The 14,733-nt window shown below is 68.5% G+C and carries 16 protein-coding genes; 7 read left to right on the top strand and 9 right to left on the bottom strand.

Annotated elements, in window-relative coordinates; genetic code table 11:
- The first annotated feature begins 51 nt into the window (after positions 1 to 51).
- Complete coding sequence (locus tag CBM981_RS00705; RefSeq protein WP_087066819.1) at positions 52 to 450, top strand: hypothetical protein; 399 nt, start codon at positions 52 to 54, stop codon at positions 448 to 450.
- 75 nt (positions 451 to 525) lie between these two features.
- On the opposite strand, the gene CBM981_RS00700 is transcribed toward CBM981_RS00705, so the two are convergent.
- The 5 genes from CBM981_RS00700 to CBM981_RS00680 all read right to left on the bottom strand — a co-directional run bounded on the left by CBM981_RS00700 (position 526) and on the right by CBM981_RS00680 (position 6,681).
- A complete protein-coding gene (locus CBM981_RS00700) occupies positions 526 to 927 on the bottom strand; it encodes a fasciclin domain-containing protein (RefSeq protein ID WP_087066817.1) in 402 nt (133 codons plus the stop codon).
- Between the two features lie 26 nt (positions 928 to 953).
- On the bottom strand, positions 954 to 2,264 hold the full coding sequence (locus CBM981_RS00695) for a CO2 hydration protein (protein WP_087066815.1): 1,311 nt from the start codon (positions 2,262 to 2,264) through the stop codon (positions 954 to 956).
- Complete coding sequence (locus tag CBM981_RS00690) at positions 2,261 to 3,814, bottom strand: NADH-quinone oxidoreductase subunit M (protein ID WP_087066813.1); 1,554 nt, start codon at positions 3,812 to 3,814, stop codon at positions 2,261 to 2,263. The genes CBM981_RS00695 and CBM981_RS00690 overlap by 4 nt, the downstream gene beginning before the upstream one ends.
- Positions 3,815 to 3,823: 9 nt before the next feature.
- Positions 3,824 to 5,743: an NAD(P)H-quinone oxidoreductase subunit F gene (locus CBM981_RS00685; protein WP_087066811.1), complete on the bottom strand. Its 1,920-nt coding sequence runs from the start codon at positions 5,741 to 5,743 to the stop codon at positions 3,824 to 3,826.
- A gap of 284 nt (positions 5,744 to 6,027) precedes the next feature.
- Entirely contained in the window at positions 6,028 to 6,681 is a 654-nt protein-coding gene (locus CBM981_RS00680) for a DedA family protein (RefSeq protein ID WP_087066809.1), read from the bottom strand.
- Positions 6,682 to 6,813: 132 nt separating this feature from the next.
- Between CBM981_RS00680 and CBM981_RS00675 the strand changes: the two genes are divergently transcribed.
- The 3 genes from CBM981_RS00675 (at position 6,814) to CBM981_RS00665 (ending at position 10,970) form a co-directional block, all read left to right on the top strand.
- A complete protein-coding gene (locus tag CBM981_RS00675) occupies positions 6,814 to 8,271 on the top strand; it encodes a potassium transporter TrkG (RefSeq protein WP_225867451.1) in 1,458 nt (485 codons plus the stop codon).
- Positions 8,272 to 8,372: 101 nt separating this feature from the next.
- The gene (locus CBM981_RS00670) at positions 8,373 to 9,077 is read left to right on the top strand and encodes a TrkA family potassium uptake protein (protein ID WP_087066807.1); all 705 of its coding nucleotides are present in this window, start codon (positions 8,373 to 8,375) and stop codon (positions 9,075 to 9,077) included.
- 75 nt (positions 9,078 to 9,152) lie between these two features.
- Positions 9,153 to 10,970, top strand: coding sequence for an SLC13 family permease (locus CBM981_RS00665; RefSeq protein WP_087066805.1), 1,818 nt, complete (start codon positions 9,153 to 9,155; stop codon positions 10,968 to 10,970).
- Between the two features lie 7 nt (positions 10,971 to 10,977).
- Here the strand turns inward: CBM981_RS00665 and CBM981_RS00660 are convergent, their stop codons facing one another.
- Positions 10,978 to 12,048, bottom strand: a complete 1,071-nt coding sequence (locus CBM981_RS00660; RefSeq protein ID WP_087066803.1) for a calcium/sodium antiporter — start codon at positions 12,046 to 12,048, stop codon at positions 10,978 to 10,980.
- Between the two features lie 128 nt (positions 12,049 to 12,176).
- Between CBM981_RS00660 and CBM981_RS00655 the strand changes: the two genes are divergently transcribed.
- On the top strand, positions 12,177 to 12,569 hold the full coding sequence (locus CBM981_RS00655; protein ID WP_087066801.1) for an MAPEG family protein: 393 nt from the start codon (positions 12,177 to 12,179) through the stop codon (positions 12,567 to 12,569).
- A 12-nt stretch (positions 12,570 to 12,581) separates the two neighbouring features.
- Here CBM981_RS00655 and CBM981_RS15090 read toward each other — a convergent pair whose 3' ends face one another.
- Positions 12,582 to 12,755 (bottom strand): hypothetical protein, encoded by a 174-nt coding sequence (locus CBM981_RS15090; protein WP_157665278.1) that lies wholly within the window; start codon positions 12,753 to 12,755, stop codon positions 12,582 to 12,584.
- 324 nt (positions 12,756 to 13,079) lie between these two features.
- Here CBM981_RS15090 and CBM981_RS00650 point away from each other — a divergent pair, with 324 nt between their 5' ends.
- Together CBM981_RS00650 and CBM981_RS00645 are read left to right on the top strand one after the other, a co-directional pair.
- The gene (locus CBM981_RS00650; protein ID WP_087066799.1) at positions 13,080 to 13,325 is read left to right on the top strand and encodes a hypothetical protein; all 246 of its coding nucleotides are present in this window, start codon (positions 13,080 to 13,082) and stop codon (positions 13,323 to 13,325) included.
- Positions 13,326 to 13,330: 5 nt separating this feature from the next.
- A complete protein-coding gene (locus CBM981_RS00645; RefSeq protein ID WP_087069081.1) occupies positions 13,331 to 13,900 on the top strand; it encodes a DUF924 family protein in 570 nt (189 codons plus the stop codon).
- Here the strand turns inward: CBM981_RS00645 and CBM981_RS00640 are convergent.
- Together CBM981_RS00640 and CBM981_RS00635 are read right to left on the bottom strand one after the other, a co-directional pair.
- Positions 13,876 to 14,349 (bottom strand): NUDIX hydrolase, encoded by a 474-nt coding sequence (locus CBM981_RS00640; protein ID WP_087066797.1) that lies wholly within the window; start codon positions 14,347 to 14,349, stop codon positions 13,876 to 13,878. The two genes, CBM981_RS00645 and CBM981_RS00640, sit on opposite strands and share 25 nt — an antisense overlap.
- Complete coding sequence (locus CBM981_RS00635; RefSeq protein WP_087066795.1) at positions 14,349 to 14,705, bottom strand: phenylpyruvate tautomerase MIF-related protein; 357 nt, start codon at positions 14,703 to 14,705, stop codon at positions 14,349 to 14,351. The genes CBM981_RS00640 and CBM981_RS00635 overlap by 1 nt, the downstream gene beginning before the upstream one ends.
- Positions 14,706 to 14,733: the final 28 nt, after the last annotated feature.

Here is a 14,733-nt window from a genome sequence, read left to right as displayed (position 1 = left end):
AGAGGGGATCCGGCGCAGTTCCGGAACGCCGCACCAGGCGCGGTAGCGTCGGTGACCAAGCAGTGGTTCATGGCGCGGTTTCTCCTGGTGCTCAAGCCCCAAGGCCCGTTGGACTCCGCGGCGATTCTGCGGGCCCTGGATCCGGTGCTGAAGGGACTCAACGCCGAGGTGGACCACCGCACCACCGCCCATCTGGGGGCGATGGTGAAGGAGGGGGGGGAGAGCCAGCGGATGCAACTGTTCGCGGACGTGCAGTCCAAGGCGGATGGCAAGGTTCTGGAGCTGGTGCTGATCAGCCGGGAAGCCATGGGGCTGAGGGCTCCCCAGACCCACCAGATGTTCGAGAAGCTGCTGAGCCTGGTGGCCGAGCACTTGGAGGGCATGACCCTGCAGTTCCGTTCCGACCGCGATGGCCCGATGCCGGCGGAGGGCCGCTCGACGGCGAGCTGATCACACGCAAGCTGATCACACGCAAACTGATCGCAGGGTCGGGTCGCAGGCTCGGGTCGCAGGCTCGGGGCCTGATCAGCCGGGCAGGATCACCCGGTCGATCACGTGCACCACGCCGTTGTCGCACACCACATCCGCGGCCACCACCGTGGCGTTCTTCACCTCGAACGGATCGGCGCGACGAATCGGGATGGGCGCCCCTTCCAGGCTCTCCCACTCCGGCTGGGCCACCAGGGCCTCGCGGCGGTGATCACCGGCCAGCACGTGGTACTTGAGGATCCGGGCCAGCTGGGGCGGGTTGTCCACCAGGGTCTGCACCGTTCCCGGCGGCAGGGCCGCGAAGGCTTCATCCACCGGGGCGAACACGGTGAACGGACCGGCTCCCTCCAGGGCGCCACGCAGCCCGGCGGCATCCACGGCGGCGAGGAGCGTGTTGAAGCTGCCGGCGGAGGCAGCGGTTTCCAGGATCGTGGCCATGCGTCGGCGGAGGTGGGGGAGGGAGTTCAGCGGTAGTCCTGGCTCTGGATGGCCGGCAGGCGGGCCTCCGGCCGCAGGAAGCGGTCCATCTGCGCCTCGAAGAAGCGGCGGTTGGCCATCAGGTGCTCGGGATCGGTGTCATCGAGGGGATAGAGCAGGGCGCAGCGGAGGGCCTGGATCACCGCCGAGGTCACGTTGTACATCGAGCGCTGGAAGGTGATGCCCAGCTGAATCAGCTGATCCGCCTCGCCGCGCTTGTGATGGCGGTACATCTCCTGCAGATAGGGAGGCAGGAAGTGGAGCATGTCCTGCATCAGCAGGGTGGGAGGAATCCCGGCCGAACCCACCGGAAACACATCGGCGTAGAGGATGCCGTAGTGGAAGTCGGCCTGGTCGGCCGGCACCTGGAGCGCCTGGGCGTTGTAGCTCTTGGTGCCGCGGAAGGGCGCGGTGCGGTAGAACACCGCCTCCACATAGGGCAACGCAGCCTCATAGAGCCAGGTGAACCCGGCGCTCTTGGGGATGATTTCGAAACACTCATCCCCGATGAACACGTGGTGGTAGATGGGCCGGCCCGCCACGGCAAAGATGCCGTTCACCAGGAAGTCCATCGCCGCGGGCAGCGAGGTGAGCTTGCCCTCGTCATAGAGGTCGCTCATCTCGAAGAACACCGGCGCCATCACCTCCCAGAACAGGCCGAGATTGGCGTAATAGGAGAGCTTGCGCACCTGCTCCAGGAACATGTCCGGGAACAGCCTGTACAGCCCCAGCATCAGGACATTGCCCTTGAAGTAGGCCTTGATCGCCCTGTCGGCCGCGATGCGGTAGAGCTCGGAGTCGAGATAGTCGTTGAAGCGGCCGCCCATGCCCTGGTGCCAGAACATGGCATCCATGCACGCCTCGGCGAACTCCATGTTCACCCGATCGTGCCAGAGGTGATGCAGCAGCTTGGGCATACCGCGGGTTTCGCCCTTCGCCATGAACTCCAGCAGCTCCGGATGGGCCCTGTCTCCTCCGCGCCAGATGCGCAGCTGGGAGTGGTCGCCGGCATAGCTGTTGGGCCGGTCGAGGTACTCCTGGGAGATGAAATACTTGAAGGCCGGCAGAGGATTCAGAAAAACCCGCTCGGCGATGTAGAGAAGGTCACGCCAGTAGAAGTCCATCGGCACGGCGTAGGCCTTGTAGATGCCGATGATCTGCATCAGGTTGTCCGGCGTGTCCGGCAGCATCGAGCCGCCGGCCTCAAGCCGGTGGATGATCTCGGCGTAGCGATGGCTCGAGGGCGGGATCCGGCTGGTGTCGCTGGCGGGCAGCGTGGGGGCGGAGGAGGGGGTCATGCCAGAGGCTCCATGGCGTGGGAGAACGACGGAATGGTCTGGGCGACCAGCTGGGTGTCAGCGGGGAAGGGATGGCGCAGGGCCAGGGCCGCGGTGTCGGCTTCACTCCAGCCGGCAAGGAGGCTCGGCCAGATCCCGGCCACCAGCACCAGGGCGGTGAGCACCATGGCCGGAGCCCGCTCGCCCCAGGTGGTGGCCTGCCAGTCGGCGCGGGCGTTGTCGAGGCGACCGAAGCCGACGCGGTTGAACAGCCTCACCGCGTAGACGGCCGTGAAACCCGAGGCCACCAGGCACACCAGCGTGGCCCTGGGGAAGGTGAGCCAGCTCCCCTCGAACACCAGCAGCTCGGCGGGGAAGCCGGCCAGCCCGGGGATGCCGGCCGCCGCCATCAGGGCCAGCAGCAGCATGCCCATGGTGAAGGGGAGGCCACGGATCGGATTCATCAGACCGGAGAGATCCGGGATGGCGGTGGTGCCGGTCTTGCGCTCGATCAGGCCCACGCAGGAGAACAGCAGGGCGGAGATCAGGCCGTGGGCCATCACCTGGGCCACCGCTCCCTGGAGGCTCATCGGCGTGGCCGCGGCCAGCGCCAGGGTGAGCAGACCCATGTGGCCCAGGGAGCTGTAGGCCATCAGCCGGCGGATGTCGGTCTGGGCGATGGCGGTGAGGGCGCCGTACACCGCGCTGATGGCGGCGATGGCGGCGATCCAGGGCGAGAGGCTGGCCCAGGCTTCGGGCAGGAAGCCCACACCGAAGCGCAGCAGGCCGTAGGCCGCCAGCTTGGACACGGCCCCGCTCAGCAGCATCACCACGGGGATGGGGGCCTCGGCGTAGCTGATCGGCTGCCAGCCGTGCAGCGGCACCACCGGCAGCTTCAGCCCGAAGCTGAGCACCAGCAGCCCGAGGATCACGGTGCCCACCCCGGAGGGGATCTCGGCCGCCTGCAGGGTCTGGTAGCTGAACAGGGTGAGGGCCGAGCCGTCGGCGGCCAGCGCGATGCCCGAAGGGCTCTGGGCCGAGTACCAGCCGATCGCCAGCACGCCACCCAGCAGGGCCAGCCCGGACACGGCGCCGTAGAGGAGGTAGCGGACCGCCGCGGCGGCGCGCCTCTCCTTCCCCCAGATCGCCACCAGCAGGGTGGTGGGGATCAGCACCAGCTCGAAGGCGAGCAGGAACAGGAGAGCGTTGGTGGCCAGGAACGCACTCACCAGGCCGAGGTTGGTGGCCAGCAACAGCGCGAAGTAGAGACGCGGGCGGCTCTGGTTCACCGGGGAGGCCAGCACCGACAGGGCCGTGAGCAGGCTCGCGAGCAGCAGCAGCGGCAGGGAGAGGCCGTCGAGGCCGAGCTCAAGGCCGAGACCCAGTTTCGGCAGCCAGGCGAGGTGAAGCGGCTCCGGGGGGTAGCGCCAGCAGAACAGTCCCAGCGCCAGCTGGATCAGGGAGGCCGCCAGGGCCACCGGGCGTGGCCGGAGGGGGGCGTCCGGCGGCAGCACGGACACCAGCAGCCCCGCCACCAGGGGCACGACAAACAGGAGGATCAGGAACGGCATGGCCACAGATCAGGGCAGGGTCTGGGGAACGGGCTGGCCACCCCCGGCGATCAGCCACGCCGCCATCAGCAGCACGCCGAGCACCAGGGTGAGGGCATAGGCCTGGGAGCGGCCGGAGGTGGTGAAGCTGAGGCGCCGGGCCCCCGCCATGGCAGCCGCACCGGTGCCGCTGCTGAAGCCATCCACCAGGCGGGCATCGCTCCAGGCCCCGATCCGGGCGAGGGCCAGCACCATCGCCACCACGGTGCGGTGGTAGAAGCGCTCGGTCTGCATGTCCTGGGCGAGCCAGGCCTGCAGGCCGCCGAGCATGGCGGGAAGCTTGGCGAGGGGATGGGGCCGCAGATAGAACACGGCCGACAGTCCGCCCCCCACCAGGGTGCTGGTCAGCAGCAGCAGCGCCGTGGGGCTCCACGCCAGCAGGGGATTGAGGGGGAACACGTGGTTCACGGCCAGGATCACAGGCAGGTGCAGCACCACGCCCATCAGCACCGTGGCCGGCAGCACCATCAGCCAGAGCACCTCGGCTGATCGGATCGTGAACACCGAGGGCTCTCCGGCCCAGATCAGGCCGAACACCCGGATCAGGCCACCGGCGATCAGGGCATTGGTGACCAGCACCAGGCCCGAAAGCAGCACGGGGTGATTGCTGGCAGCCGTGAGATCGAGCAGCTCCCGCAGGGCTGAAAAGCCGCCGAACGGGGGGAGCCCCACCAGGCCGGCGGCGCCCACCAGGAAGGCGATGCCCATCACCGGTCGCCGGCTCCACAGGCCACCCAGCTGGGTGAGGTCCTGGGTGATGTTGCTCACGATCACCGTGCCCAGGGTCATCAGCATCAGGGCCATCGGCAGCGGGTACACCAGCAGCAGGTGGTCGGCCACGGTGGTTCCCGCCAGGCCCACCGCAACGAACAGCAGGCCCAGCCAGCTGCTCACCAGAAAGGACAGGGCCCGCTTGATGTCCACCTGGGCCAGGGCGATCAGGGAGCTCACCACGGCGGTGGAACCACCCACCACCACCAGCACGGCCCGCACGAAGGGGCTGAGTTCGAGCAGGGGCTCGAGGCGCAGCAGCAACCAGGCGCCGCCGGTCACCACCACGGAATTCCGCAGCACCGTGGAAGGCAGTGGGCTTTCCATCGCCTCGTCCAGCCACAGGTGGAGGGGAATCTGGGCGCACTTACCCATCGGTCCGGCGATCAGGGCCAGCAGGATCAGGGTCTGCCCCAGGGGCAGGGGGCTGGGGTTGCCAGGGGCGGCGGCCATCTGTTCGGCCGCCCAGGCCTGCAGGCCATGGAAATTCCAGGTGCCCGTCACAGGCAGCAGGGCGATCACCCCGGCCAGCAGGATGAGGTCGCCGATCCGCTTGGTGAGGAAGGCATCCCGGGCCCCCTTCACCACGAGGGGCTGGTTGTACCAGGTGCCCACGATCAGATAGGTGCCGAGGGTGAGCAGCTCCAGAATCACATAACTGAAGAACAGCGAATCGGTGATCACCAGGGCACAGAGCCCGGCCTCGAAGAAGCTGAGGCAGCCGAAGAAACGGGCCCAGCCCCAGTCCATCTCCATGTAGCCAATCGAATAGACCTGAACCAGAATGTGCAGGCCTGTGATCACGGTCATCGCGATCAGGGCTGGCTCGGTGATCAGTCCGTCGAAGCCGATCTTGAGGCCGGCGGTGTTCAGCCAGGTCCAGCTGAATGTGATCGGGGCGTAGAGCGCAGCCGCACCGGCCTTGGCATTGCCATGCAGGGTGACCAGGGCCAGCACGCTGTGCACGAAGGACACCGTGACCAGCAGCAGATTCATATAACCGCAGGGCCTCGGACCGGTGCGGGAGATCACCCCCGGAGACCAGGCCAGGGAGAGGATGGCGGCGACCAGCGGGTACACCGGTACCAGCCAGGCTGTTTCCAGAAACAGGGCATTCATGGGTTCAGGACCTGTGACACTGACTGTGAAGACGTGAGCGACAACGTCATCCGAACAGGTGACCCCAGGCGCAGGTGGGCCACCTCTGGGGTGACCGGACGCGCCGCGGGCAGGGGACCAGCACACCTGGATTGCTCCCGGTCGGGGGAGGCAACGCGGAGGCTGGTCCCCGGCGCGGAAATCATGGGATTTCTCAGAGTGTGAGCGAAACCTTAAGCGTGGCCCCCGGGGTTCTGGAGACGCCGACGAAAGGAATGTCCTATAGCTCCATCAAGGAGGGGTGATCAGCCCGGCTGGCGGCCGGCGCGCACGGCCCGCAGCAGCAGCACCAGCAGGCCGATCCCCAGGGCGATCGCCAGACCCAGCTTCAACGCTTCCGCATAGGGGGCCAGCCAGGGCTGGACCCGTCGGTAGCCGTCCCCCAGGGCGCGGCCCACCAGGATCAGGGCCGTGGTCCAGATCAGGCTGCCCGCGGTGGTCCAGGCCAGGAACACAGGCTGGGGCATGCGCTCCAGGCCGGCCGGCACGGAGATCAGGGTGCGGAGGCCAGGCACCATCCGCCCCCAGAACACCAGGGCGGACCCATGGCGCAGAAACCAGCGCCGGCTTCTGGCCAGGTCGTCCACCACCAGCCCCAGCCGCCGGCCGTGGCGCTGCAGCCAGTCCTCCAGGCGTCGCGGAGGCACCAACCGGCCGATCCCGTACCAGAACCAGGCGCCCGTGACCGTGCCCAGCAGGGCCGCCGCCACGGTGGGCACGAGCAGCAGCTGCCCGCGCCACACCAGGTAGCCCGCCATCGGCAGCAGCACCTCGGAGGGCACCGGCGGGATCACGTTCTCGAGCAGCATGGCCACGGCGATGGCGCCGTAGCCGAGCCAGGGGTTGGTGTCCACCGCGTTCACCACCGCGCTCAGGATCCAGGCCGGCAGATCGTCCATCCAGGGGCCGTCCGGGGGGTGGGAGGGGGTGGGGGGGGGGGGGGTGGGGGAGCGATCCAGGGGGCCGGGATGCCAGATCCCACTGGGGACCTGGGGTTTAGGTTACCCACCCCCGGCCCGGCCGCTGCCGCGATGCAGCCTCCCGACATCCACCGCTCGAACCTGCCGTCCGCTGGCGGCCGTGGGCACCGTGCCGCCCCTTCCCGGGCCTGGGAGGCCCTGCAGCGCTGGCGGCACCGGCTCACGGTGCCCCAGTTCACCGTGATCACCGGAGCCCTGGTGATCGCCGCCGGCACCGTGGTGCTGGCCAGCCCCCTGTGCTCCACCGACTCGGTGGGTCTCTGGGAGGCCCTGTTCACCGTCACCTCGGCGATCACGGTGACGGGCCTGTCGGTGATCGACATCGGCACCGAACTCACCCCCTTCGGCCAGGTGGCCCTGGCGGGGCTGATCATCACCGGCGGTCTCGGGCTGATGGCCATCACCACCTTCCTGCAGGGCTTCGTGCAGGGCCACTCCGGCCTGCGGGCCAGGCTGGACAAGGGTCGGGCCCTGGATGACTTCGGCGTGGGCGGCATCGGCCCCACCTTCAACAGCATCCTGGTGGCCGGCAGCTGGATGATGGGCCTGGGCACCGCGGTGCTCTATTTCTTCGGCTTCACCGACATCAGCGACCCGCTCGAGCGGCTCTGGGCTTCCCTGTTCCACGCGATCAGCGCCTACAACAACGCGGGGTTCGGGCTCTGGAGCGACAGCCTGGTGCGCTACCGCGACAACGCGGTGGTGAACACCGTGATCGCCACGATGATCGTGGTGGGCGGCATCGGCTGGCGCGTGATCAACGACCTCTGGGCCAACCGCGCCAGGCGCAGACCGTTCCGGATGCTCAGCCTGCATTCGCGGCTGGTGATCCGCTCCACCCTGCTGCTGATCCTGTTCGGCTGCCTGGGGCTGCTGTTCACCGAGCACTTCGCCACCGGCGGCGTGATCGAGCCCCTCACTGGCACCCAGAAGCTGCAGGTGACCCTGTTCCAGTCGATCACCACCCGCACCGCCGGCTTCAACACGGTGCCCCTCTCGGCCGCCACCTTCTCCGATGCCGGGCTGCTGCTGGTGATCGTGCTGATGTTCATCGGCGCCAGCCCGGGCGGCACGGGCGGCGGCATCAAGACCACCACCTTCGCCACCTTGATGGCGGCCACCCGCTCCACCCTCAAAGGACGGGAAGACGTGGTGATCCACAGCCGTCAGATTCCCGACCGGGTGGTGCTGCGCGCCATCGGCGTGACGATCGCCTCCCTGATCTTCGTGCTGCTGATGGCCCTGCTGCTGGGGCTGGGACCCACGGCTTCAGGAGAACCGAACCAGATCAAGTTCAGCTTCCTGGAGAAGCTGTTCACCTGCATGTCGGCCTTCGCCACCGTGGGCCTGGATCTCGGCGTCACCGACAAGCTCAACCGCTGGGGCCAGCTGGTGCTGATGGTGGGCATGTTCGTGGGACGGCTCGGCATCCTGCTGCTGCTGTCGGCGCTCTACGGCAATCGGCCCCAGACCCGGGTGGGCTACCCACGGGAAGAGCTCTACATCTGAGCGGCCATGCGGTCTGGGAAGCTGGCTGAACGGGTGCTCCCCCCTGCGCCTGCCAGGGTGATGGGGGTCTCCTCGATCCCGCCTCCCTCTGTCCAGCAACGATGACCAACTGGTGGAACTGGAACCCGCCCGAGAACCGGGCCATGGGCAGCTTCGCCGTGATCGGCGTGGGCCGGTTCGGAACGGCCCTCTGCCTGGAGCTCAGCAAGGCCGGTGCGGATGTGCTGGCCATCGACAATGACCCTGGCGCCGTGGACCGGCTCAACAAGCTCGATCCCTCGATCACGGCCCGCAAGGTGGACAGCACCGACGAGGAGGCCCTGCGGGAAGCCGGTGTGCTGGATGTGCACACCGTGGTGGTGGCCATGAGCGAACCGATCGAGGTGAGCATCACCGTGACCCTCATCGCCAAGGACAGCAGCGGCAGCCGGGTGGAGCGGGTGATCGCCCGGGCCACCAACGATCTGCACATGAAGATGCTGCAGCGCGTCGGGGCCGACCGGGTGATCTTTCCCTCCAAGATGCAGGGTCAGCGGCTGGGGCAGGAACTGGTGCGTCCCAACCTGCTCGATCGCCTCCGCCTCGATGACCGCACCAGCATCGAGGAAATCCGGGTGCCGGAGGAGTTCATCGGCAAGTCCCTGCGGGACATCAACCTGCGCAAGAGTTTTCATGTGAGCGTGCTGGCCGCCGGACCCGACAACCAGCTCACGGTGAACCCTCCCGCCACCCACGTGGTGCAGAAGGATGAGCTGCTGGTGGTGATGGGTGCCAGCGAGGATCTGGCCAAACTGCCCGGCCGCTGAGGCGCTCAGACGGCGGCGGCAGGTCCTTTTTCCAGTCCACCCCCGTAAATTCGGGGCCGGTTCGCCGCCAGGTCCTTGTCGCCCCTTCTTGAGGCTGTGCTCGCTCCACAGCCCCTCATCACCCTGGGGGTGATGGCACTCTCGGTGGTGCTCTTCATCAGCGGCTGGCTGCCGCCGGAGATCACGGGCCTCCTGGCCATGGGGCTGCTGATGGCCTCAGGGGTGCTCAAGCCCGCCGAGGCCGTGGAGGGTTTCGGCAGCCCCGCTCTGCTGACCCTGATGGGGCTGTTCGCCCTGTCGGCCGGCCTGTTCCGCTCCGGTGGGCTGGATCGGCTGCGGGGGATGATCGGCTCCGATGCCGTCCGCAGTCCGCGGCGGATGATCCTGCTGCTCACCGCGCTGGTGGGGCCCGTGTCGGCCTTCGTGCCCAACACACCGATCGTGGCCTCGCTGCTGCCGGTGATCGAGGGCTGGTGCCACCGCCGCCGCATCTCCCCCTCCAAGGTGCTGCTGCCGCTGTCGTTCGCCACGGTGCTGGGCGGCACCCTCACCCTGCTGGGCAGTTCGGTGAATCTGCTGGCCAGCGAAGTGAGCAACAAGCTCGGCTACGGCGCCTTCGATCTGTTCTCCTTCACCCCGATCGGCCTGGGGGTGTGGATCGCGGGCAGCCTGATGATGGTGCTGCTCTCCGATCACTGGCTTCCGGATCGCGGCTGCAATGACGACGATCTGGTGCGCAGCTTCTCCAACAGCGGCTACCTCACCGAGGTGGAGATTCCAGCCGGCTCGGAGCTGGTGGGGCAATCACTGCACCGCAGCCGCCTGCAGCGGCGCTTCGACGTGGACGTGCTGGAGCTGCACCGCGGCGTGGAGCGGTTTCAGCCCCCCCTGGCGGACCGTCGCCTCGAACTGGGCGACCGCCTGGTGCTGCGCTGCACCCGGGAGGATCTGCTGCGGCTGCAGCAGGAGCACACCGTGACGCTGGCGCCCACCCCCGAGGAGGAACCGGCTCCGCCGCGGGGCGGCGAGGTGGGCAACGGCCAGCCGATGGTGGAGGTGCTGCTGCCTTCAGGATCCACACTGGCCGGCAGCTGCCTGCGCGATCTGCGCTTCCGGCAGCGCTACAACGCCACGGTGCTGGCCCTGCGGCGGGGCAATGCCGTGCTGAGGGAACGCCTCGGCCAGGCCAACCTGCAGGAGGGCGATGTGCTGCTGCTGCAGGGCCCGAAGGATGCCATCCGGGGCCTGCAGGCCAACAATGATCTGGTGGTGCTCGAACAGCTCGAGGACGACCTGCCCACCATGAGCCGCAAACGCGTGGCCGTGGTGATCGCCGTCCTGGCGATCCTGCTGCCGAGTCTCAAGGTGCTGCCCCTGGTGGCGGCCGTGCTGCTGGGCACCGTGGCCATGGTGGCCACCGGTTGTCTGCGGCCCGGGGAGCTGCAGCGCTCGATCCGGCTGGACGTGATTCTGCTGCTGGGTTCCCTGGCCAGCTTCAGTGTGGCCCTGGAGAAGACCGGCGTCGCCGATGCCCTGGCCCAGGCGCTGATCAGCGGCCTGCACAGCTGGCCCCTGTACTGGGCCCTGGCCACGGTGTTCCTGTTCACCACCTTGCTCACGGAGGTGATGAGCAACGCCGCCACGCTGGCGATCGTGATCCCGATCGCCGCCAAGTTGGCCATCGGTCTGGGCATGCCTCCGATGGCGGGCATCTTCACCGTGCTGTTCGGGGCGAGCCAGAGCTTCCTGAGCCCGGTGGGCTACCAGACCAACCTGATGGTGTTCGGGCCCGGCCGCTACCGGTTCCTGGATGTGACCCGCTACGGGTTTCCGCTCACGGTGGTCATGACCCTGCTGGTGCCCTGGCTGGTGTGCCGCCAGTTCGGGATCTGAGCGGCCCTCAGCTGCGGCGTTCCTGCCACCAGCGCACGCTTTGCCACACCAGCACCAGCAGCACCAGGGGCAGCACGGCCGTGAGGGTCACCAGCCGGAATCCGTCCGTGACCGTGGGGAGGGTGTTGGTGAGCACCTGCTCCAGCAGATACAGCCCGTAGAGCAGCACGAGGAGGCCGCCCTCGAGCCGGGTGATCTGACCGTGACTCCAGAAGATCGGCAGGCACGCCATGGTGGTGGCCAGCATGACCGGAAGATCGCGGCTCACCAGGGTGGGATCCACCTCCAGCCCCCGGCTGCCGGAGGCCAGGGCACAGAGCCCGAGGATCACGAACAGGTTGAGCAGGTTGCTGCCCACCACGTTGCCGATGGCCAGGTCCATGCGGCCGCGGTAGGCCGCCACCAGCGAGGTGACCAGTTCCGGCATCGAGGTGCCGGCTGCCACGATCGTGAGGCCCACCACGGTCTGACTCACCCCCAGGGCCAGGGCCGCGGTGGTCGCCCCACGCACCAGCAGCTGGGAACCCAGCACCAGCAGCACTAGACCGCCCAGCAGACGAACCGTGGCCGCCGGCGGCGACAGGCGCTCCTCATCGTTCAGCTCGTCGGTTTCGTCGGGGTTCTCGCCAGCCGTGCGGATTTCCCAGACCAGGTTGATCACCAGACCCACCAGGAGGGCCAGACCGGCCTGCCAGGTGAGCCGGCTGCCCGAGGCCATCCCCCACACCGCCATCGACACAGCCAGGAGCAGCGGCACATCGCGCCGCACGATGCGGCTGCGCACGCTGAGGGGCACCACCAGGGCACTCATGCCGAGCACCACCAGCACATTGAAGATGTTGCTGCCCACCACGTTGCTGAGGGCGATCGCATCGTTGCCCTGCAGGGTGGAGATCAGACTCACGAACAGTTCTGGAGCACTGGTGCCCAGCGAGACCACCGTGAGACCGATGACGAGCTGGGGGATGCCCAGCAGCAGGGCCACGGCGGTGGAGCCGGCCACGAAGAGCTCCCCGCCGCCGAAGAGCAGCGCGATGCCCAGCACGATCTGGATGGCGCTGGGAGCCAGGGTGGCCATACACGGTGCGGCGGAAGAGCGTTGGGGGCCGATTCTGAACCGGTGGCAGCCATCGGCAGGCGATGGGCGCCTCCACATCCAGGCCGCTGCCGCGAGGATGCCCCCTCGCCATTCCCGCACGACCCACCATGACCAACCTGGCCCTTCCCGCCCTGGTGACCCTCGCCGCCGTGACGCTGTACCAGGGCACGGCGCTCACGGTGGGCCGGGCCCGGGTGCAGTACGGCGTGAAGCCGCCGTCCATGGACGGGCCGGAACCCTTTGAGCGGGCCGTGCGGGTGCAGCAGAACACCCTGGAGCAGCTGGTGTTCTTCCTGCCCTGCTTCTGGCTGGCGAACTTCTGGGGAGGAAGCGGTTGGGCCAATGGGATGGGCATCCTGTGGGTGGCCGGCCGCATCGCCTATGCGGTGGGCTACCTGCAGGCACCCGAACGCCGGGGTCCGGGTTTCGGCATCAGTTTTCTGAGCGGTGCCGTACTGCTGGTGATGGCCCTGGTGGGAGCCATCGGGGAGCTGGGGTAGGGCCTGGCCGCTTCAACGCTGGCCCAGCAGCTCCTCCCAGGTGAGGGGCTGCGCCGGCGTGGCCTGGGCCGAACCCTGGCGAACACCGCCCGGCAGGGGGCAGCTGGGATAGGCCAGGGCGCGGGCGCGGCCGCTGCCCTGGAAGGCGTGTTGGCGGCTGGAGCGGAAAGAGAAGGTGTGGGACATCGCGTGAAGGGATCGCTTGAAGTGGAGATATGAACGACGCACCCATGACCGTGGCTCCCGGCCGGAGGCAGGGAACCCACAGAGCAGATCCATTCAGCCCATGGGCCTGGATCGGGGCCCCCAGGAAGCACAGGGAACCATCTGGTGCTGGTGCTCGGCGTGCGCAGGTCTTCGGACCCGCCAGCTTCAGCCGGCTTCGCAACTATAGAGCAGATTGCTGCGGTTTCAGCTGCGGTGTCGCCCAGACATCGGGTTCCCGTATGGGGGATCACCTCCATTGGCGCCCCATCGCGCCAGGCTGGTTGCCGGAGGGCCAGCAGACCCATGCGCGAGATCGTGTTCCGCGTGCTTCATGAGCAGCCCGGCCGCCTGGAAGCCCAGGCGGACGACCCTGCGCTCACGATCACGGCCCCATCCCGTGAGGAACTTCACCACGAGGCCCGGGAGGCGTTGATTCAGCATTTCGGCCCGGCCCATGCCGCCTGGCGGGTGCGCATCCGCTCCGCCCCGGTGCTGCAGGCCAGCAGCCACAGGCTCCCGCGGGCGGGTCGCGCGATCGGGTGCAGCTGAACGCCATGGCCAGCCCGACGATGCAGCCGGCCGAGGGTCCGGGCTCGGTGCACCAGTTCTGGTTCGAGGCCACCCCACCGCAGCAGTGGTTCCGGAAAGATCCAGACTTCGACGCCCAGGTGCGGCAGCGGTTCCTGCAGCTCACGTTGCAGGCGCTCGACGGTCAGCTCAGCACGTGGGCGCAGGATCCATCCGGGGGCCTGGCCCTCGTGCTGCTGCTGGACCAGATGCCCCGCCAGATCTGGCGGGGCACGGCCCAGGCCTTTGCCGGCGATCCCGCCGCCCTGGCCCTCAGCCAACGCGCCGTGGAGCGGGGATGGGTGCAGCAGGAAGCCGACCAGGCACGGCGCCAGTTCTGGCTCATGCCCCTGATGCACAGCGAGGATCCGGAGGTGCAGCGCACCGCGGTGCCGCTCTTCGAGCGCTGGTGCGATCCACGCACCGCAGCGTTCGCACGGAAACACCGGGATGTGATCCGGCGGTTCGGCCGGTTCCCCCACCGCAACGCCCTGCTGGGGCGTGCGTCGACACCGGAGGAACTGGCCTTCCTTCAGGAGCCCGGATCCAGCTTCTGAGCCGCGTGAGACCCGGACGGGAGCGCCTGATGGTGCGCCTGCAGGGCGCAGCAGAGGGAAGCCGCGAGCGGGCGATGCTGCTGGAGGCGAGGGCTCCAGATCGAGCCACTGACCAGCTCCGCCAGGCTGGCCAGCACCATGTCCTGGCCCTCCTGAAGAACCAGGGCCTCCAGAGGGAGGGGCAAGGTCGCCCGGAACACATGGGCGATCCGCTGGGCGTTGGTATGACGGAACCAGAAGGGCAGGGGCCGGGGCGGCCACCAGTGGATCTCCTCCAGCAGTTCGCGGCGCACGGCCTGCTGGGCGCTCTCCCCTGCATCGAGGTGGCCGCCGAACAGTCCCCAGGCCCCCGGAGCCACGATGCCGGGCACGTCGTCGCGCAACTGCACCAGCCAGTGGCCCCGCTGCTCGAGCACGGCCAGGGCCACCTCCACCGGCGGTGCCGGCATCAGCCGAAGGTGCGGCCGTTCCAGCCCCAGAGGTACCCCTCCGCGGCCATGAACGCCACGTAGGTGCGCTCCGGGGGCACACCCAGGCTGTCAGCGACCAGTTGGCAGAGGTCTGCGCTCACGGCCGCAGTGGTCGTGGGCGAGAACCCGCCCACGCTCCTGAGCTCGAGGTAACAGACCGGTTGATCGCGGCTGCCGGCGAAGGTCATGGGCACGCCGGCCTCGAAGGCGGTCATCACGTAGGCCTCCGGCTTGCCGAGGTGGCGGGCCACCCGGGCGGAGAGGTCGAGCAGGAGGGCATCGACCGCGGCGGCGGACGGGCTCTCGCAGGAGGTGCGCACCGTGATCAGGGGCATGGCGAAGCGGTCTGGGAACGGGGTGGGG

The sequence above is a fragment of the Cyanobium sp. NIES-981 genome, assembly GCF_900088535.1.
Classification (GTDB): domain Bacteria; phylum Cyanobacteriota; class Cyanobacteriia; order PCC-6307; family Cyanobiaceae; genus NIES-981.
This window is presented reverse-complemented; position numbering and strand designations above follow the sequence as displayed.